The 19,877-nt window shown below is 48.9% G+C and carries 17 protein-coding genes; 12 read left to right on the forward strand and 5 right to left on the reverse strand.

Annotation, left to right across the window (positions count from 1 at the left end; translation table 11 throughout):
* The first annotated feature begins 6 nt into the window (after positions 1-6).
* Entirely contained in the window at positions 7-1,020 is a 1,014-nt protein-coding gene (locus ACLU9Q_RS04560) for a 2-dehydro-3-deoxygalactonokinase (protein ID WP_296830917.1), read from the forward strand.
* Positions 1,021-1,143: 123 nt separating this feature from the next.
* On the opposite strand, the gene ACLU9Q_RS04565 is transcribed toward ACLU9Q_RS04560, so the two are convergent.
* Positions 1,144-2,079: a calcium/sodium antiporter gene (locus ACLU9Q_RS04565; RefSeq protein WP_296830920.1), complete on the reverse strand. Its 936-nt coding sequence runs from the start codon at positions 2,077-2,079 to the stop codon at positions 1,144-1,146.
* A gap of 272 nt (positions 2,080-2,351) precedes the next feature.
* On the opposite strand from ACLU9Q_RS04565, the gene uxuA reads away from it, so the two are divergent.
* The 4 genes from uxuA (at position 2,352) to ACLU9Q_RS04585 (ending at position 5,382) form a co-directional block, all read left to right on the forward strand.
* Positions 2,352-3,434 carry a mannonate dehydratase gene (uxuA, locus tag ACLU9Q_RS04570; protein ID WP_296830923.1) on the forward strand — a complete coding sequence of 361 codons (1,083 nt, stop codon included), beginning with the start codon at positions 2,352-2,354 and terminating at the stop codon, positions 3,432-3,434.
* Positions 3,435-4,112, forward strand: a complete 678-nt coding sequence (locus ACLU9Q_RS04575) for a GntR family transcriptional regulator (protein ID WP_296906556.1) — start codon at positions 3,435-3,437, stop codon at positions 4,110-4,112. It abuts the gene before it with no gap.
* A 65-nt stretch (positions 4,113-4,177) separates the two neighbouring features.
* Positions 4,178-4,498: a cupin domain-containing protein gene (locus ACLU9Q_RS04580; RefSeq protein ID WP_296830929.1), complete on the forward strand. Its 321-nt coding sequence runs from the start codon at positions 4,178-4,180 to the stop codon at positions 4,496-4,498.
* 44 nt (positions 4,499-4,542) lie between these two features.
* Positions 4,543-5,382, forward strand: coding sequence for a MerR family transcriptional regulator (locus ACLU9Q_RS04585; protein ID WP_296830931.1), 840 nt, complete (start codon positions 4,543-4,545; stop codon positions 5,380-5,382).
* A 22-nt stretch (positions 5,383-5,404) separates the two neighbouring features.
* Here ACLU9Q_RS04585 and ACLU9Q_RS04590 read toward each other — a convergent pair whose 3' ends face one another.
* Positions 5,405-6,538 (reverse strand): ROK family protein, encoded by a 1,134-nt coding sequence (locus ACLU9Q_RS04590; protein ID WP_412624687.1) that lies wholly within the window; start codon positions 6,536-6,538, stop codon positions 5,405-5,407.
* A gap of 252 nt (positions 6,539-6,790) precedes the next feature.
* Here ACLU9Q_RS04590 and ACLU9Q_RS04595 point away from each other — a divergent pair, with 252 nt between their 5' ends.
* From ACLU9Q_RS04595 to ACLU9Q_RS04605, 3 genes are read left to right on the forward strand one after another with little or no spacing between them, the layout of a single operon-like run.
* On the forward strand, positions 6,791-7,567 hold the full coding sequence (locus tag ACLU9Q_RS04595; protein WP_412624688.1) for an SDR family oxidoreductase: 777 nt from the start codon (positions 6,791-6,793) through the stop codon (positions 7,565-7,567).
* 32 nt (positions 7,568-7,599) lie between these two features.
* Positions 7,600-9,195, forward strand: coding sequence for an FGGY-family carbohydrate kinase (locus ACLU9Q_RS04600; RefSeq protein ID WP_296830941.1), 1,596 nt, complete (start codon positions 7,600-7,602; stop codon positions 9,193-9,195).
* Between the two features lie 9 nt (positions 9,196-9,204).
* Complete coding sequence (locus ACLU9Q_RS04605) at positions 9,205-10,542, forward strand: MFS transporter (RefSeq protein WP_296830943.1); 1,338 nt, start codon at positions 9,205-9,207, stop codon at positions 10,540-10,542.
* Between the two features lie 105 nt (positions 10,543-10,647).
* Here the strand turns inward: ACLU9Q_RS04605 and uxaC are convergent, their stop codons facing one another.
* Complete coding sequence (gene uxaC, locus ACLU9Q_RS04610; protein WP_296830947.1) at positions 10,648-12,054, reverse strand: glucuronate isomerase; 1,407 nt, start codon at positions 12,052-12,054, stop codon at positions 10,648-10,650.
* Between the two features lie 88 nt (positions 12,055-12,142).
* Positions 12,143-13,156, reverse strand: coding sequence for a LacI family DNA-binding transcriptional regulator (locus tag ACLU9Q_RS04615; RefSeq protein WP_296830950.1), 1,014 nt, complete (start codon positions 13,154-13,156; stop codon positions 12,143-12,145).
* 285 nt (positions 13,157-13,441) lie between these two features.
* On the opposite strand from ACLU9Q_RS04615, the gene ACLU9Q_RS04620 reads away from it, so the two are divergent.
* Positions 13,442-15,058 (forward strand): mannitol dehydrogenase family protein, encoded by a 1,617-nt coding sequence (locus tag ACLU9Q_RS04620; protein ID WP_296830953.1) that lies wholly within the window; start codon positions 13,442-13,444, stop codon positions 15,056-15,058.
* Positions 15,059-15,173: 115 nt separating this feature from the next.
* Positions 15,174-16,271: a sugar kinase gene (locus ACLU9Q_RS04625; protein ID WP_006859973.1), complete on the forward strand. Its 1,098-nt coding sequence runs from the start codon at positions 15,174-15,176 to the stop codon at positions 16,269-16,271.
* Between the two features lie 284 nt (positions 16,272-16,555).
* Here ACLU9Q_RS04625 and ACLU9Q_RS04630 read toward each other — a convergent pair whose 3' ends face one another.
* Positions 16,556-17,560, reverse strand: a complete 1,005-nt coding sequence (locus ACLU9Q_RS04630; RefSeq protein WP_296830961.1) for a LacI family DNA-binding transcriptional regulator — start codon at positions 17,558-17,560, stop codon at positions 16,556-16,558.
* Positions 17,561-18,026: 466 nt separating this feature from the next.
* Here ACLU9Q_RS04630 and ACLU9Q_RS04635 point away from each other — a divergent pair, with 466 nt between their 5' ends.
* Together ACLU9Q_RS04635 and ACLU9Q_RS04640 are read left to right on the forward strand one after the other, a co-directional pair.
* A complete protein-coding gene (locus ACLU9Q_RS04635) occupies positions 18,027-18,983 on the forward strand; it encodes an ABC transporter permease (RefSeq protein WP_296830964.1) in 957 nt (318 codons plus the stop codon).
* A gap of 10 nt (positions 18,984-18,993) precedes the next feature.
* Positions 18,994-19,872: a carbohydrate ABC transporter permease gene (locus tag ACLU9Q_RS04640; RefSeq protein ID WP_296830967.1), complete on the forward strand. Its 879-nt coding sequence runs from the start codon at positions 18,994-18,996 to the stop codon at positions 19,870-19,872.
* Positions 19,873-19,877: the final 5 nt, after the last annotated feature.

Here is a 19,877-nt window from a genome sequence, read left to right on the forward strand (position 1 = left end):
GAACTCATGCAGATTATTCTGGATTGTGGAACGACCAATACAAAAATTTATTTTATTGAGGACAAAAAAAGCATAGCCGAACGATATCTTCACATGGGCATTAAGGACGTCGCCAGGTCAAATGATAAAACAAAGCTTAAAATGGACATATGGGGAAGCATCCGGCAGATCTTATCGGAAATTGACCGCACGGAAGATAATATAGAGCGGATTATTGCGTACGGGATGCTTACATCAGAAATGGGTTTTGAGGAGCTGCCGCATGCTCCTGTTCCGGCAGACTGCAGGGAGCTTGCGCGGAATGCATTGACGGTGTACGATGATCTGGCTGGCACGAAAATACCGGTTACCTATATCCGGGGACTGAAAAACGATATTTCTGTTTTTGATAACGCAAAAGACCGGCTTTTTTATTTTGATTTTATGCGCGGAGAGGAGACACAGGCAATTGGTGTTTTAAATCAAAATTATTTTGAACCGCCCTTTAATATCATCATTTTAAGTTCGCATTCGAAACTGATTAAAATCAATGAGCGGGCACAGATAGCTGCAAGCTATACGACGATGAGCGGGCAATATTATCAGATGATAAAAGAAAATTCTTCTATTGGGAAATCATTAATTGCCGATGAAAAACCGATGCAGCATACGGAGGATGATCTGATTTGCCTCGCGGAAGCTTCCTGGACGGCAGGCGGCTATACAAGAAGTACGATGCTTGTGCGCTTCATGGACGTGCTGGGCGGATATTCCGCAAGGGACAGAGATATTTTTATCCAGGCACTGCTGATCTGGGAGGACATGAATATGATAGACCTGTCACGCCGGGTGAATCCTGCAGAAAGCGATAAGTTCGTTATTATTGGACAGCAGGAGCGTGTGCGGTTATTCGAAAAAATTCTAAAGAAGCATGTAAAAGAAGAAATTGAAACAGTGCTGGTTACGGAACAGGAGGATATAAAGAATATCAATATCTCAGGAGCCCTTTCCATTTATGAGGAGACAGAAAGACTTCGATGAATTGCAAGAAAAAATTTATTTTGTACATAAAAATTGCCGGGCAGTGAATTTCTGATGCCAGGCAATTTTTATGTTGTTATTCGTGGTCCGCGCTTCCAGCGTAGAGGGAAAGCGTGACAGAATTCAGAGAAAGCTGTAGAGACAGTATCCGGCGTAGATCAGCAGCAGCGCCAGCCCCTGCAGACGGTAGCCGCGCTTCTTGATAAAGAACGGCACGGTAAGTACCAGCATGACTGCCATGGATACGGGCACGTCGATGAAGGTTGTCTGACGCTCAACCGGGAAGCTGGAGATCGCAGACGGAATACCGATCACGAGCAGCAGGTTTAAAAGGTTTGCGCCGAGCACATTTCCAAGCCCCAGGCTGGCATAGCCCTTGAGCAGGGAGGTGATGGTGGTGACAAGCTCCGGCAGCGAGGTGCCGAGTGCGATGAAGGTGACGGCGATCACACGCTCCGGTACGCCAAGCCCTTCTGCAATGATGGTGCCGTTGTCGACCAGCAGTCTTGCGCCGATAAACAGTGCAAGGGCGAAAAAGACCAGCATGAGCAGAGCGGTCGGAAGAGAGGTTTCTTCCGTCTCCGGCTCCTGCGCTTCGGCGGAACCGGCTCCGGCAAGCTTTATGTAGCCGAGGGTGTAGATGACGAAGCCGGCCAGCAGAACAAGCCCGGTCAGACGGGAGATCGTGCCGGTGAAATACTGAACGGCAAATAAAAATATGCTGAACAGGAAAAACAGCCCGACGTTCCAGTTGAAGGATTTTTTGTCCACGCCCTTCGACGGACGGCAGAGCTGGCTGATGCCCGCGATCAGCGCGGTGTTGCAGATGATGGAGCCATAGGCGTTTCCGGCGCAGATTGCGGCGGAGCCGTTAAATGCGGCGGTGGTGGACACGAGTACCTCCGGCAGTGTGGTGCCGATGCTGACAATGGTAGCTCCGACCATAATCTCGGACATGCCGAGCTTTTTTGCAACAATGACGGCATTATCCACAAATTTGTCACCGCCGATGCAGATAATGACAAGTCCAAGAATAAACAGTATAACGGGAATAAGCATAGTGGATTCCTCTTTTCTTTTTTTGATAAAATTGCCTGCGGCTCTGAAATGGACAGACCGCAGGAATATCTTGTTCATTATAATAAGAAACGTATATTTTTGCAAGGGCTTCCGGAGAAAAATGTTTGTAAAGGTTTGTAAAAAATAGACAAAAACAAAAGGTAAATTTCTACTGGTATACTAGTAGACAGTTGTGGACAGACAGGGAAGAGATATGTTACACTTATATTATCCAAAAGCAGTAAATATAAATGGAGAAGGAGAACAATGCTATGAAAATGACATTTCGCTGGTACGGTGAGGGACGTGACAACATCACGCTGAAACAGATCAGACAGATTCCGGGTATGTCCGGTCTCATGGGAGTTCTGGATGAGAAGGCTGCCGGAGAGGTCTGGGAAGAGGACGAGATCAAGGCTTATATCGATCATGTACACGAAGCAGGTCTTGAGTGTGAGGTTATCGAGAGCGTAAACGTACACGAAGATATCAAGATGGGACTTCCGACAAGAGACAAGTATATTGAAAACTACTGCACGACCATTCGCAATCTTGCAAAATACGGCGTAAAGGTAATCGTTTATAATTTCATGCCGGTATTCGACTGGCTGCGCACAGACCTTGCGCGTGAGATTCCGGAGGATGGTTCCAACAGCCTTTACTTCGATGAAAAAGAGCTTGGTGATATGACACCGGTTGACATCGTTCGCAAGACGATCGAGGACTGCAACGGATTCTCGCTTCCGGGCTGGGAGCCGGAGCGTCTGGCAGAGCTGGAAACTACGCTGAAGCGTTACGAGTCCATCACGCCGGATGATTTGAGAGCAAATTACAAGTATTTCCTGGACGGCATTATTCCGACCTGCGAGGAGTGCGGCGTAGTAATGGCATGTCATCCGGACGATCCGGGCTGGCCGATCTTCGGACTTCCGAGAATCGCTCACAGCCAGGAGGACTACGACAAGATCGTTGCCCTGCATGATTCACCGTGCAACACGCTCTGCCTGTGCACCGGTTCTCTGGGTTCCAACCCGGACAACGACATTCCGGCGATCATCCGTCACTTCGGCGAGATGAACCGCATCGGCTGTCTGCACGTGCGCAACGTAAAATACCTTGGCTACCACAAATTCCGCGAGGCTGCACATCTGTCCAGCGACGGCGATCTTGACCTTTACGAGATCATGAAGGCGGTATACGACACCTGCCCGGATACCTACATCCGTCCGGACCACGGCAGAATGATCTGGGATGAGGTTGGACGTCCGGGATATGGTCTGTATGACCGTGCGCTCGGTGCAACCTACATCAACGGTCTGTGGGAAGCGATCTGCAAGGAAAACAAGAACAAATAAATGCGTTTGCTGGAACGATATCCAAGGGAGAACGGAAGGGAATACGCGCTTCGCGTGATCAAAAATAATATCATCCGGCTGGAGCTTGCGCCGGGAAGCCGCGTCAGCGAGAAAAATCTTGCCGATGAGATGGGGCTTTCCCGGACGCCGGTGCGGGAGGCGCTGATCGAGCTTGCCAGGGGAGGAATTGTGGAAATCTATCCGCAGAGAGGCAGTATGGTGGCGCTGATCGACTACTCGCTGGTGGAGGAAGCGCGTTTCATGCGAAGCGTCATGGAAAACGCTGTGGTGCGTCTTGTCTGTGAGATGGCGAAGCCGGAGGATATCTTAAAGCTTGGAGAAAATCTGAAATTGCAGGAGTTTTATCTGGACAGCACGGACGCCGGGCGTCTGATGGAGTTGGATGACGACTTTCATAAGCTCCTGTTTGATATCGCGCAGAAAAGCCAGAGCTATCTGCTGATGCAGAACCTGACGCTGCATTTCGACCGCGTGCGCAACATGGCTCTCTCGGCGGTGAAGGAGCTGAAGATCGTGCAGGATCACCAGGCCATCGTGGAGGCGATCCGGCAGCATGACGCTGAAAGAGCCGGCGAGCTGATGGAAATTCATCTGTCGCGGTATAAGATTGACGAGGAAGCGATCCGCCGGAAATACGATGCAAAGTATTTTAAATGAGATATGTTAAGTGGGACTGCTTCGGCAGTTCCATTTATTATAGTTATGAAAAAGGAGAAAGAAAAATGATCGTACATAATGAAGAAGTACAGGCAGTGAATTGTGAGCCGGGAGTCACCAGAAAGATTCTGAGCTACTCCGAAGAGCTGATGATGACAGAGGTCTCTTTTGAAAAGGGAGCGCGCGGAAATGAGCATAAACACCCGCACCGACAGATCACTTATGTTGCAAAGGGCGAATTTGAATTCAACATGGACGGGGAAGTTCATGTAGTCAGACAGGGCGACAGTATTCTGATCCCCGGCGATATGCTGCACGGGGTTCACGCACTGGAGGAAGGAATTCTGGTGGACATTTTCACACCGATGCGGAAGGATTTCCTGTAGAAAAGGATGATTATTCACGGGAACAGAAAGGATAGGGGACGGATTTGGAGCGCGAAGGTCTATTCAAAATCGGAGATGTGGCGCGAATGTTTCATTTAAGCGTCGGGACGCTGCGCCATTATGAAAAAATCGGTATGCTGACACCGGAGTACGTGGATCAGGAGACAGGCTACCGATACTACAGTACACGTCAGTTTGAGTGCCTCAATACGATCCGTTACCTGCGCGTCCTAGATATGCCGTTGGAGCAGATCGCCGACTTTCTTGGAAACCGCGATGTGGAGCGCATCCAGGAGCTGCTTCAGCAGCAAAAAGAGACGGTGATCCAGAAGCAGCGCAAGCTGCAGATTATCGAGCGGAAGATTGATAATCGCCTGCAGCAGCTTGCGGATGCGCTTTCCTCGGAGTTGGATGTCATTCGTATGACAGAGATTCCGCCGCGGCGCATCGCATGGATACGCAATCAGCTTTCCCCAAAGACCTATCTCGATCTGGAGACTTCGATCCGCGAGCTGGAGCAGGATCAGAAGGATGCGGTGGTTTTTCTGGGGAAAGTTGGCGTAGGCATCGGCAGAGAGCGGCTTTTGGAGAAAGCATATGAACGCTATGATATGGTCTTTTTGCTGCTGGATGCGGAGGATGTCTACAGCGGTGCGACGGAGGAGCTGCCTGCGGAAAAATGTGTGACGGTGCGTTTTTGCGGGAGCCACAAAGACGCTCCCGCATATTATCAAAAGCTTGACGAGTACATGGAAGAAAACGGGCTGTGCGTTGACGGCTTTTCCAAGGAGATCACAATGATCGACGATGGATTTACCGGCGACGCAGATAAGTTTGTGACAGAAATACAGATTCCGGTGCGGCCGGGGGAATCGAAGAGGTGACAGGCGCATGAAATCCCTGCGCTTAATGATTTTGTGCGATATCCCTCAGAAATTCTTTGATAAAGGGCAGTGCCGCGCCCATGGAAACGGCGTCGCTGCGGCATTCTCCGAGAATGATGTAGGAGGTATCGTCGGAGAAGGTGGAGCGCTCCGCCACATACTGTTTTACAGCGAGGATATCCTCCTCTGTGAAGAAGGACGCAATATTTCCGCCAAGGATGACTGTATTTTCCATTACCATATGAAGATTATTGATCAGCATGGACAGATAGCGCAGGTATTTGTTCCATTTTTCAAGACAATCGGGATCACCCTGTTTTTTTCGGGCAAAAAATTCGTCCGGTTCCAGGGAAGAGCCCATGAGGAAGCTGCCGGAGCAATAGCATTCGGCGCAGCCATGCTTTCCGCAGTAGCATTCGGCGCCGTCCGGGACCAGCGTCATGTGCTCAAAGGTGCCGGATTTTCCGGTAAGACCGTTCTGGAATTCACCGCCGATGATGACGGAGCCGCCGAGATGCTGACCGAGCGACAGATAGATGGCATCGCTGATCTGGGGATTTTCCCACAGCTCGCTGACAGAGGCGCATTCGGCATCGTGGATAAATCTGCAGGGGATGGAAAAACAGTCGGCAAACGGCCGGATGGACAATCCGGTGCAGTGCAGGATCTCCCCGTATGTCATGTGGGTGCCGTCCGGGGAAGTAAGTCCCTGCATGCCGAGACCGATTCCCAGAAGCTGCTTTTCTGTGTACTGATACTTCTGAAGAAATTCTTTTACAGTTCTTTGTAATTTCTCAAAATAATCCGGATCCGGCCGGAAAGTGATCTGATATTTTTCTTTTGCTTCTTTTTTTCCATATAGATTTAAAGCGGTAATGTAAACATTCCGGGCAAGAATCTCGATTCCTACTGCGATTTTGGCGGTGGGGATGATCTGGTAGGCGGCTGCGCGCCGACCGACCGCTGAGGTGAGCTGCCCGGATTTTTTGATCAGATTATGCTCAGTCAATGTAGAAAGATGCTGTGAAACCGTGGGCAGGCTGATGGAAAGCGCGCTGGCGATCGCCTGCTTTGGACATCCCGGATTGTGGTATATATAGTGATAGACGTCTGACAGGTTTTTTTTCTTAATATCTGTAAGAGAAAATGCATCCATAGTAAACTTCCTCACTTCCGATATTATAAAGCTATTTGATAAAACTATTATATAATTTCTCTTTCGGTATTTCAATCCCCCAAAAAAGATTGTCTTTGTTTAATTTCGACAAAAAAGGAGTCTCATATTTGTGAATCATGCAATATTGACCAATTTTGTAAAATGAGTTAATATAATTATACAATAAATAAAGTCATTTTACAAAATAAAAATATAAAATGACTATCCAAAAAAAGAAAAGGAGAGAAAAACATGGGCATTATTGAGAAAATGAGATTGGACGGAAAAAAAGGCTTTGTTACCGGAGCGGCAAGAGGAATCGGTAAATGTACGGCAACCGCCTTCGCTGAAGCGGGCGCGGATGTGGCGATCGTAGACCTTGACATCGAAGAGGCAAAGAAAACCGCCGCAGAAATCGCAGAAAAAACAGGCAGAAAGGTAATCGCCATCAAAACCGACTGCACAGACAAAGACCGGGTAGACGCGATGGTTGCACAGGTCGTGCAGGAGCTCGGCGGACTTGATTTCTGCCACAACAACGCAGGCATCTGCATCAACGCCCCGGCGGAAGAAATGACCTGGGAGCAGTGGAGCAAAGTCATCAACATCAATCTGAACGGCATCTTCCTCACGGATATTGCAGCCGGAAAATACATGCTGGCAAACGGCGGCGGCTCCATCATCAACACCGCTTCCATGTCCGCACATATTGTAAATGTTCCGCAGCCGCAGTGCGCTTACAACGCTTCCAAGGCCGGCGTGATCCAGCTTACAAAATCACTGGCGATCGAGTGGGCAAAACGCGGCGTGCGTGTAAACAGCATCAGCCCGGGATACATCGGAACGGAACTGACACTGAACTCCCCGACACTGATCCCGCTCATTGAGCAGTGGAATGCAATGGCACCGCTGGGAAGAATGGGAAAACCGGAGGAACTGGAGTCTATCTGCGTATACCTTGCCGGAGATACAAGCACGTTTACAACAGGATCTGATTTCATCATTGACGGAGCGTTCACCTGCTTCTAAAGTAAATGGCAAGGGAGATAAGGCAGGAAAATATGGATAAGAAAGAACTGATCATAAACGGAAAGACGGCGCTTGGGATTGAGCTGGGATCTACCAGGATCAAAGGTGTATTGACAGATCTTCGGGGAAATGTACTTGCGGTCGGCATCCATGACTGGGAAAACTCCTTTATTGACAATATCTGGACATATAGTCTGGAGGATATCCACGCTGGGATCCGGCACTGCTACAGCTCTTTGAGAGAAGAGACAGAGCAGAAATACGGTGTCACGCTGCACACGATCGGAGCGATCGGCATCAGCGCGATGATGCATGGATATATGGCACTGGATAAGGCGGGCAATCAGCTCGCCCCATTCCAGACCTGGAGAAATACCAACACACAGAAAGCGGCGGATGAGCTGACAGACCTCTTTCAGTTTAATATTCCGCTCCGCTGGTCGGTGGCACATTTATACCAGCGGATCCTGGACGGGGAAGAACACACGAAAAATCTCGACTATGTTTCCACTCTGAGCGGATATATCCACTGGAAGCTCACCGGGCAGCGGGTTCTTGGAATCGGTGACGCGGCAGGAATGTTCCCGATTGATTCGGAGACACATGATTATAATGAAGTCATGGTGAAGAAATTTGATGAGCTGATAGAGCCGTACCACTATTCCTGGAAGCTCAGAGATATTTTCCCGGCAGTGCTTATAGCGGGAGAAAATGCCGGAAGCCTGACAGAGGAGGGCGCTGCATTTCTGGATGAAAGCGGCAATCTCAGAGCGGGAATCCCGTTGTGCCCGCCGGAGGGAGACGCCGGAACCGGAATGACAGCAACAAATTCGGTAGCCCCGGCGACCGGCAATATATCTGCCGGCACCAGCACGTTTGCTATGATCGTGCTGGAAAAACAGCTCAGCAAAGTTTACCGTGAGATCGATATGGTGACAACGCCGACGGGATTTCCATGTGCGATGTCACATGCCAATAATGGAACCTCAGATCTGAATGCATGGGTAGGAATTTTCGGAGAATTTTGCAAATTAATGGGTATCCAGGCGGACGCAGGCACATTATTTGAGAAGCTTTATACGCATTCATTAAAAGGAGATGCAGATTGTGGAGGACTTCTCGCATACGGATATTATTCGGGAGAAAATATCACGATGATCAACGAAGGACGGCTGGCGTTCCTGCGCACTGCCGAGAGCAGATTTAATCTTGCGAACTTTATGAAGTCGCATCTTTATACGTCCCTGGGTGCGGTGAAAATGGGAATGGATATCCTTATGGAAGAGGAAAATGTGAAGATCGACCGGATCACAGGACACGGAGGATTTTTCAAGACGAAGGGCGTCGGACAAAGATACCTTGCGGCTGCGGTTAATACACCGGTGACGGTCATGGATACGGCCAGCGAAGGCGGCGCATGGGGAATTGCCCTTCTTGCGGCATATCTGATCGACAAAGAGCCGCAGGAAAAGCTGGAGGATTATCTGGAGAACAAAATTTTCAAGGGACTGTCCGGAGAAACGGTATGTCCGGATGAGGCAGAAGTCGAAGGATTTAAGGTATTTATGGATCGATATAAAAGAGGATTGGATATTGAAAAGTGTGCAATAGAAGTGATGAACTGGTAAGGAGACGATATGAAAAAGTGGGGAAAACGAATAGGGTATGGTATTGGGGATCTTGGGTGTAATCTTGTTTTTAGTACAATGGCATCCTATCTCATGGTATTCTATACAGACGTATTTGGAATTACGGCGGCAGCGGCCGGTACAATGATGCTGGTAACAAAATTTATTGATGCTCTGACAGATACCGGAATGGGTCTGATCGTTGATCGCACGCATACAAAATGGGGACAGGGCAGACCGTATTTCCTTATAGGAGCGGTGCCGTTTGCGGTATTTACGTTCCTGACATTCTACATTCCGGATTTTGGAAGCGGCGGGAAGCTGGTGTGGGCTTATGTGACGTACTGTCTGCTCTGCACGGCATACACAGTGGTAAATATTCCGCTGAACACGATTGTACCGAGACTTACTTCCGATATTCATGAAAGGGATATTCTGGTATCCACGCGAATGGTTTGCGCGATGGCGGGGACTGCAATCGTAATGTCGATCACGGCGCCGCTGGTAGAGTTTTTTGGAAAGGGCAACGAGGCGCGGGGCTATCTCGTAACCATGACCATTTATGGGATCGTGGCAATGCTGATCTTCTTTGTGACCTTTGCGAGCACCAAGGAGGTCGTTCCGACAACGGTTAATCAGAAGCATTCTATTCTGAGCGACTTTAAGGGACTTACAGGGCAGGCATGGATATTGTTTCTGCTGAACCTGTTTTACTTTTCACTTTATGTAGTCAGAAGCACCACCGTTATTTACTATTTCAAGTATAATCTGGGAAGAACGGACTGGCTGTCATTGGTTGGCATCCTTGGTATTCTGTCTGGACTTCCGATGCTGCTGTTGCTTCCGTCGCTGGAAAAGAAGTTCAGCAAAAGAAGCCTGATGTTTTTCAGCGTGGCGCTGTATATTGTGGGAGATCTGCTGATCTTTATCGGAAGGAATTCTGCGGCATGTCTGCTCATAGGTCTGGTGATTACCGGGCTGGGAATTTACGGTATATTTGGAATCACGTTTGCTATGCAGCCGGATGTTATTGATTATTCCGAATATAAAAAGAACGCCAGTGTGTCCGGGCTGATTGCCGCGATCCAGGGATTCTTTGTAAAAGGAGGAATGGGTCTGACAAGCTTTATTATCGGAGCTTTTCTGAAGAACGGCGGCTACGTGGCTAATGCGGTCCAGACGGAAAAAGCGCTTTCCTACATAGAAATATGCTTTATCTGGATTCCTGTTGTTTTGTGCCTGCTGATCGCAGTGCTCACCTATTTCTATAAACTGGATGGAATTCGCGGTGAGATGACAGTTGAGCTGGAAAAACGCCGGGCAGGCATGACGGCAGATAGAAACTGATCTTTATAAACGCGGAATTATAAAATCCCCTGTGCAAAAACATCTGCACAGGGGATTTTGGCTGTCACGCATCTGAAGGAAGCTGCCGGTGGCAGGTCCTGCAGGTTACAGATCAAATCCAAAATATCTCACAGCATTGTTGTAGCTGATGCCCTTGATGATCTTTTCCAGTGCTTTTTCGTCATCCGGGTATTCGCCGTTTTCTACCCAGCCGCCGATGAGCTCGCAGAGGATGCGACGGAAGTATTCATGGCGCGGATAGGACAGGAAGCTTCTGGAGTCGGTCAGCATTCCTACGAAGTTGCTGAGAATGCCGAGGTTTGCCAGAGAGGTCATCTGCTCGATCATGCCGGTCTTATTGTCGTTGAACCACCATGCGCTGCCCTGCTGGATCTTGCCGATCGCCGCGGAATCCTGGAAGCAGCCGATGATGGTGCCGATCGCCGCGTTGTCCACCGGATTCAGAGAGTACAGGATCGTTTTCGGAAGCTCATCGGTAGATACAAGCGCATTTAAGAAATCAGCGAGCTGGTCTGCCGGTGTGTAGTTGCTGATGCAGTCGAAGCCGGTATCCGGACCGAGCTTTTTGAACATCAGACCGTTGTTGTCGCGTTTGCAGCCGTAATGGAGCTGCATTACCCAGTTCAGACGATGATATTCCTTGCCGACAAAGATCATGAAGGCTGTCTTATACTTTGCCGTTTCACAAGCGGAAAGCTCGCCGCCTGCCAGACGTTTTGCGAAGATTTCTTCGATTTCTTCATCGGATGCCGGAGCATACATTACATAATCAAGACCGTGGTCGGAAACGCTGCAGCCTCTCTCATTGAAGTATTCCATGCGGTTTACGATCGCTTTTTTGAGATCAGCGAAGCTCTTAATGGAAACGCCGCTCACTTCGGAGAGCTTTGCAACGTAATCCAGGAAGGTCGGCTTTTCGATATTGGCAGCCTTGTCCGGGCGCCATGCCGGCAGTACCTGCACGTCGAAGGTCTCATCTGCCTTGATCTTTTCGTGCCATTCCAGAGAATCTACCGGATCGTCGGTGGTGCATACGAGTGTGACGCCGGAGCGTTTGATCAGCTCGCGTGCGCTCATATCCGGCTGTGCCAGCTTTTCATTGCAGAGGTTCCATACTTCTTCCGCGGTGTCTGCGCAGAGATGTCCGGTGTAGCCGAAATATCTCTGCAGCTCCAGATGGGACCAGTGATACAGCGGATTGCCGATCAGCTTTTCCAGCGTCTCCGCCCATTTCTGAAATTTCTCGCGCGCCGGAGCGTCGCCGGTGATGTAATATTCCTCTACGCCGTTGGAGCGCATCTGACGCCACTTATAATGGTCGCCGCCAAGCCACACCTCAGTGATGTTTTCGAAATGCTTGTCCTCCGCGATCTCCTGCGGATTGAGGTGGCAGTGGTAGTCGAGGATCGGCATAACCTCAGCGTAGTTGTGATACAGTTTCTTTGCGGTTTCTGTGGAAAGCAGAAAATCCTTGTCCATAAATGGTTTCATTGTAAAACCCTCCTTGAGAATATTTATATGCGTTCGGCGAAAAAGCGTGGTAAGCTTCCGCCTGCGCGAAGAACCCGGTGGGTTCTTGTTAACTGATTTCAAAGAAATCTGTTGTTCCCCGCTGCAGGATATTGGCGGAGAGCATGGTCTTGCCGGGCGCGGGCTTGCCGTCCAGCACGCTCATCAGCGCGGCGACTGCGTTGTTGCAGCAGAATTCAAGCTGATTATCTATCGAAGTAAGCTCCGGTTCGCAGCAGATGCCGAGCTGAGAATTGTTGTAGCCGATAATAGCAAACTGCGACGGAATGTCAAAATTCATAGCCTTGGCGTATTTCAGCGCGCCGATTGCCAGTTCATCATCCCCGGCGATGACCGTGTCGAACGTGAGCCCCTCGGAAGCAAGGGAGAGAAGCTTTTCCTTTGTCTCCGGGATGCTGCCGTTAAAAAGAACGATGCGCTTTGGATCGAGCGTCAGCTCTGCGGCGGCGAACGCCTCCTTAAAGCCCTTCAGCTTGCGCCTGCCGCTGTAGGAATCCGCACGGTAAAGGAATAGAAGGTCCCTTCTGCCGTGCTCCAGGCAGACGGACGCGGCCTGCTGGACGATTTCCTGATCGTCGCAGAGCGAGCAGTATACGTTCGGCGCTCTCAGATAGCCGTTTAAAATAATGACAGGCACTTCTTCGGCGGCGTCGATGATATAGCGGTTGCGCTCCGGCACAGCTTCGATAAAACTGGAGCCGACTAAAATGACGGCGTCTACTTTCTTAGCGAGCAATCGCTTTAAATATTCTGTGCGGGTGTCATAGTCGGCGCCGGTACAGCTTAAAATGGCGTCGTAATGGTTAGAGCGCAGCGCGCGTTCCAGATAATATACGGCGCGTGAGAAAAACTGGTCCGAGGAATCCGCGCACAGAAGTCCGATGGTTTTCATGGTATTTAAGCCGAGTCCGCGCGCAAAGGCATTTGGCGTATAATCATTTTCTGCCATGATAGCCAGGATTTTTTGTCTCGTTTTTTCGCTGACGCGGGCATTTCCGTTCATGACACGCGATACGGTGGCGATGGAAACGCCGGCTTTCTTTGAGATATCGTAAATGTTCATAAGCGACCTCCGGCTTCAAAATGCACTCCGGTGATTTGTGCAGCATACCTGAAAAGAAAATGTAAGCGCTTACACAACAATTGCAATTCCTGATTAGTCTATATTATACAATAGAAAAAATAAAATAGCAATGCGTTTCTGCAGATTTTAGAAAATTCCTTTTAAAACGGAAATAATGCTTGACGTTTACACTCTGCGGAATTATAATAATTGTAAGCGCTTACATAAGCGAAAAATTAAGGCAGATGTCAATGGATTTCATCCAGAAATCGAAAGGAGAAAGGTATGCAGTTAAACGAACAGGGCTTAGCAAACAGACAGGAATGGCTGAGTAAGGGGTACAGCCTTCCGGAGTTCGACCGCGAGGCAGTCAAGGCAAAAACAAAAGAGGCACCGCGCTGGATCCATTTTGGCGCAGGCAACATTTTCCGTGCGTTCCAGGCAAATGTGCTTCAGGGACTTTTAAACAAAGGGATCTGGGACAGCGGTCTGGTAGTTGCAGAGGGGTTTGATTATGAGATCGTGGAGAAAATGAACATTCCGCATGACGGCTATACCGTACTGGTTACGCTGAAGGTAGACGGTACCGTGGAAAAGACCGTAGTAGGCAGCGTTGTGGAATCTCTTACGGTAAATCCGCAGAATACGGCGGATTTTGACAGACTGAAAGAAATCTTCCGTGCAGATTCTCTGCAGATGGTCAGCTTCACCATCACAGAGAAGGGCTACAGCCTGGTGAACGGAGCAGGCGAGTTGCTTCCGGCAGTGAAGGCAGACATGGAAAAAGGACCGAAGCAGGCGGACAGCTATATCGGAAAAGTGGCTGCGCTTCTCTATGAGAGATATCTTGACGGACAGAAGCCGATCGCTATGGTAAGCATGGACAACTGCTCCCACAATGGAGACAAGCTGTACGCGGCGATCGACAAGCTGGCAAGAGTATGGGCGGAGAACGGCGTTGCAGAGGCAGGCTTTGTAGATTATGTAAACGACAAATCCAAGGTAAGCTTCCCGTGGACCATGATCGATAAGATCACACCGCGCCCGAATGCAAAGGTAGAAGAGATCCTGAGAGCGGACGGACTGGAAGAGCTTGAGCCGGTCATCACCTCCAAGAATACCTATATCGCACCGTTTGTAAACGCAGAAGAGTGCCAGTACCTTGTAATTGAAGATTCTTTCCCGAACGGCAGACCGAACCTGGAAGAGGGCGGCATCATCTTCACCGAGAGAGAAACCGTGGATAAAGTAGAGAAGATGAAAGTCTGCACCTGCTTAAACCCGCTGCATACCTCACTGGCTGTTTACGGTTGTCTGCTTGGCTATGAGCTGATTTCAGAGGAAATGAAGAATCCGGTTCTTAAGAAAATGGTTGAGACCATCGGTTACAAGGAAGGTCTTCCGGTAGTTGTAAATCCGGGCATTCTTGATCCGGAAAAATTCATTGGCGAGGTTATTAACACCAGACTGCCGAATCCGTTTATGCCGGATACGCCGCAGCGTATCGCGACTGATACCTCACAGAAGCTGGCGATCCGCTTTGGTGAGACCATCAAGGCATACGCAGCTTCCGACAAGCTTGACGTGGCGGATCTGAAGCTGATCCCGCTCGTGCTTGCAGGATGGGTTCGCTATCTGATGGCAATCGACGATAAAGGAAATGCGTTCACACTCAGCCCGGATCCGCTTCTGGCTACCGTTTGCCCGCATGTAGAGGGCATTAAGCTTGGCGAGACAGAGGGCGTGGAAGAAAAGATCCGTCCGATCCTGGAGAACCAGGCAATCTTCGGCGTAGATCTGTATGCACTTGGCATCGCTCCGTTGGTAGTTTCTTACTTCAAGGAACTGATCGCAGGACCGGGAGCTGTAGCTGCAACACTGGAGAAATACGTAAACGCATAGCATGATGCCAGGGCGCTGGATGCGCCGCAATCTGCAGGCATCATATCCGGGGGCTTTTGCCCCTGCATTATATGATAAAAAATAGAAACGGCAATGCCATATCAGGGAGGAAAAAATGAATTTAAATTTAAGACCGGCAAATGAGTGCAAATTTGATGCAGTATCTCTGGGCGAGGTTATGCTTCGTCTTGACCCCGGTGAGGGAAGAATCCGCACCGCACGTTCGTTCCGTGCATGGGAAGGCGGCGGAGAATATAATGTAGTACGTGGTCTGCGCAGATGCTTCGGCATGAAAACGGCTGTTATCACGGCGTTTGCAGACAACGAGGTTGGTAAGCTGATGGAGGATTTCATCCTGCAGGGCGGCGTTGACACTTCTCTTATCAAATGGATGAAGACCGACGGTATCGGCAGAATCTGCAGAAATGGTCTGAACTTCACAGAGAGAGGCTTTGGTATCCGCGGCGCGGTTGGATGCTCTGACCGTGCAAACACAGCGATTTCCAAAGCCACACCGGAGGATTTCGACTTTGACTATATCTTCGGCGAGCTGGGCGTGCGCTGGCTGCACACCGGCGGTATCTACGCGGCACTTTCCGAGCAGTCCTGCGAGACTGTTCTGGCAGCGATCAAGACAGCGAAGAAATACGGTACCGTAATCTCTTATGATCTGAACTATCGTCCGTCCATGTGGAGCGCGATCGGCGGACAGGCAAAGGCGCAGGAAGTAAATAAAGAAATCGCGAAATACGTGGACGTTATGATCGGAAATGAGGAAGACTTTACCGCTTGCCTTGGCTTTGAGATCGAGGGCAACGACGAGAATCTGAAGGAGCTGAATCTGGACGGCTACAAGAAGATGATCAACGAGGCTGCAAAGACCTACCCGAACTTCAAGGCGGTTGCTACCACGCTTCGTGAGGTTAAGACGGCTACTGTAAACGACTGGAGCGCGATCTGCTGGGCAGACGGCGAGATCTACAAGGCAAAGGACTACAAGGGACTGGAGATCATGGACCGTGTAGGCGGCGGCGATTCCTTCGCATCCGGTCTTGTATATGGCCTGATGACTACCGGCGATGCAGAGCTGGCAGTAAACTACGGCGCAGCGCACGGTGCACTGGCGATGACCACACCGGGCGACACCACGATGGCAAGCAAGAAGGAAGTAGAAGCGATCATGGGCGGCGCAGGCGCACGTGTACAGAGATAAAAATCTTATTTCCCCGCGGCATTGGTCAAATGCCCGTGCCCGAAAGGACTAGCCCTTGCAGGGTGTCGCAAGCACGGCGCCTGGCTCATTGCCCGCGGGTATAAAAACGGCGCATGCTTTTGTATGCACAAACGCCACCAGACTGTTTCTGACAATCTGGCGGCGTTTTTTAATTGCCATGCATACGACAAAAACGTCCGGTGGGCGTTTTTTTAATAAGAAAAATACAGCATCTGACCAGCGGTCCCTTTTGGAAAAGAAATGTTCCTCTCTGGCGGAGAAGCTTATTTTAACAGGATGGCAGCAGATTCTCTGGAGATCAGCTTTCCCTGAAGCTGTTCCGTTCTTCCGCTGCTGTTATGTTCGATCATGTCGATCAGCATTTTCGCAGCCGTGATTCCCTGCAGGCTGATGGGGTTTTTAAAGGTGGATAGTTTTGGATTAAAATAGGAGGCAATGCTGATATCATCAAATCCAATAACGCTTATATCCTCAGGCACATGATATCCCATATCGATCAGGGCTTTCATGCAGCCGATGGCGCTGAGGTCATTTCCTCCGATAAAAGCATCCGGCATTTCGCATTCGCGGTTTCTGACAAAAACACTGACTGCGTTATATGTCAGCAGCTCATCAAAGTACCCTTTCAGAATGTATTTCTCGTTCAGCGGAAGATGGCATTCCTTCATGGCATCCATATAACCGCGTTTTCGTTCCTGGCTGTCGTAGACATCCCTGGCGCCCTCGATAAAACCGATTTTTTTATGTCCCAGATTGATGAGGTGTTTTGTCGTGGTATAACCGGCATGGTAAGAGTCAAAAACCACGCTCCCAATGCAGTCGCTTTTATAAGCGCGATCCAGAAATACGGTTTTGATATGGTGCTTTTCCAGAAGCTCCAGCTCCGGAGCCTGTATCCGCTCTCCCTGAAAGACAAAAATGCCGTCGAAACGTTTTCCTAAAATCTGACTTTTGATGACGGAGCTGTTTCTGGTGGTCAGAATGTTGAGCGTGTAGCCCAGATCGGTGCACTGGCCGCTCATGGCTTCGAGCAGGACTGTAAAATAATCGCCGCCAATACTGGAGGTGAGAAAACCAAGCATATAGCTTTTTCCGGATTTCAGATAGCGTCCGCTTAAATTGGGAACGTAATTCAGCCGTTCTGCGGCCTCCAGAACCCGTGCCTTTGTCTCTTCACTTACCAGATCGGAATTATTAAGTGCGTTGGATACCGTGGAAATTGCTACACCGGCTTCTTTTGCCACGTCTTTGATCGTTACCTTTACCATAATCGTTTTATTACTCCATGAAAATTTTATACTGTCTTGTAAACGTTTTTTCGCCTATCTACATCATACAATAAGGGAATAGAAAAATCCAGTACTTTTGTAAAAAATGTACGATGTTACGATATGCAGATGGAAGGAGCGGCGGAGGCTTGGATAATTGTTTTCAATGGTCAATTTTGTGAAAACCTAACAATTTAATGACGAAAAAAAGATGGAAAATGAGGTTTTTTAAGCGATATGCACAAAGCAAAAAAGAAAAATTGGGATGAAATAAATAGGTTTTTATAAAAATATACAGCAAAAAATAAAAATTATATAAATAATTGTAAAAAAGTTCTTTATAAAAACGTTTTTATGTGGTAGTATTGAAATATCATATAAAAACGTTTCGATACCGGTGCGGAGCGCGGAGTGTGAACAAATTTTAAATGATGCGGTGTAGTAACTGCTGCAGGAAAGGTAAAAAATGAGGGAAAAAGGATCAAAAGTTCAAAAGCAACCTTTGGGTATCCGCATTAAACAGTGGTGTATTGATTTTAAGCATCAGATGCCGCTTCAGATGATGGTACTGCCGGGGATCATTTTTATGATCGTATTCAACTACATACCGATCTACGGGCTGAAAATCGCGTTCCAGAATTATACGGTAGTGGACACGCTGGACAGCGCGCGGTGGGTTGGCCTGGAAAATTTCAGAATCATCCTGACGGATAAATATTTCTGGGATTCCGTTGTGAATACGCTGGGTATCAGTCTTCTGAAGCTGTTAATCGGATTTGTGACACCTATTATTCTGGCTATTATGATTTATGAATTGAAGGACGGCCCCTTCAAGAGAATCGTGCAGACGATTTCTTATATGCCGCATTTCCTTTCATGGATTGTGCTTGGCGGTATGTTGATCACCTGGCTGTCTACCACCGGTATGTTTAACCAGATTCTGATGGGGCTGGGAATTATATCGGAAGGAAAGAACATCCTGCTGGATGCGGATAAGTATTGGTGGATCGCAGTGCTGTCGGATGTGTGGAAGAGTACAGGATGGGGGACGATCCTTTATCTGGCCTCTATGGCAGGCATTGATACTACCTACTATGAGGCGGCCCGTATCGACGGAGCCAGCAGATTAAGACAGATCTGGAGCATTACTATTCCTCTGATGAAGACGATCATCAGCCTGAATTTTATTCTGACTGTCAGTGGTCTTTTAAACTCCAACCTGGATCAGACGTTGGTATTGATGAATACGCAGAACCAGGCAAGAGCAGAGGTTATCAACTCCTATGTATACCGTATGGGTCTTTCACAGGGTGATTTCTCCTATGCAACGGCTGCCGGTCTTGGTGTTTCTATCGTTTCGGTTATTCTTCTGGTGATCGCCAACAAGCTGACCAGCAAGTTGAATGATCAGTCAGTACTGTAGGGGGATCATTATGGTGAAAAAGAAAATTTTTAGCGGAGATAAGGTTTTTGACGTAATTAATGTGATATTGCTGGTGTTGGTTACCGCGATCGTCGTTCTGCCGCTGTGGAACGTTGTGGTAAACTCTTTCAGCAGTTCTGCGGCAGTAGCCAGCGGAAAGAGCGTGTTCTGGCCCCAGGAATTTTCTGTAGATAACTACCGCGCCGTATTTCAGGATGCAAGCATCTGGAGCGCTTTCGTGATTTCTGTACTGAAAACCGTGATCGGCGTTGTCTGCCATGTGCTTTTCTGCGCAATGGTAGCCTATGGGATGAGTAAACCGGATCTGAGGGGAAGAAAATTGTATACGGTGATGGGCGTTATCACCATGTTTTTCTCAGGCGGTATGATCCCTACCTATTTATTGATTAAGTCGCTGGGACTGCTGGATAATTTCCTGGTATATATTCTGCCGGCGCTGTTCAGTTACTATGATATGGTTATTCTGATGAACTTCTTCCGTCAGGTTCCGGCCTCTCTGGAAGAGTCAGCAAAGATTGACGGAGCGGGAACATGGAGGATCTTCCTGACGATCATCCTTCCGCTGTCCAAGCCCTCGCTGGCAACCATCGCTCTGTTCCACGGCGTATCCCAGTGGAATGACTTCATGACTGCGAAGCTGTATGTCACAAATCAGGCACTGTATCCGCTGCAGATGAAACTGTATGAGATCATCGTTCAGCAGCAGCTCTCTACCATGAGAAATCCCACCGGCGTGGTGGTCGACTCTACGGCCAGAGGCGTGCAGCTTGCCACCATCGTGGTTACCACTGTACCGATTTTGATTATCTATCCTCTGCTTCAGAAGCATTTTGTATCTGGCATGATGCTGGGTGCAGTAAAAGAATAAACAAG

The sequence above is a fragment of the Marvinbryantia sp. genome, from assembly GCF_047017445.1.
Taxonomy (GTDB): Bacteria; Bacillota; Clostridia; order Lachnospirales; family Lachnospiraceae; genus Marvinbryantia.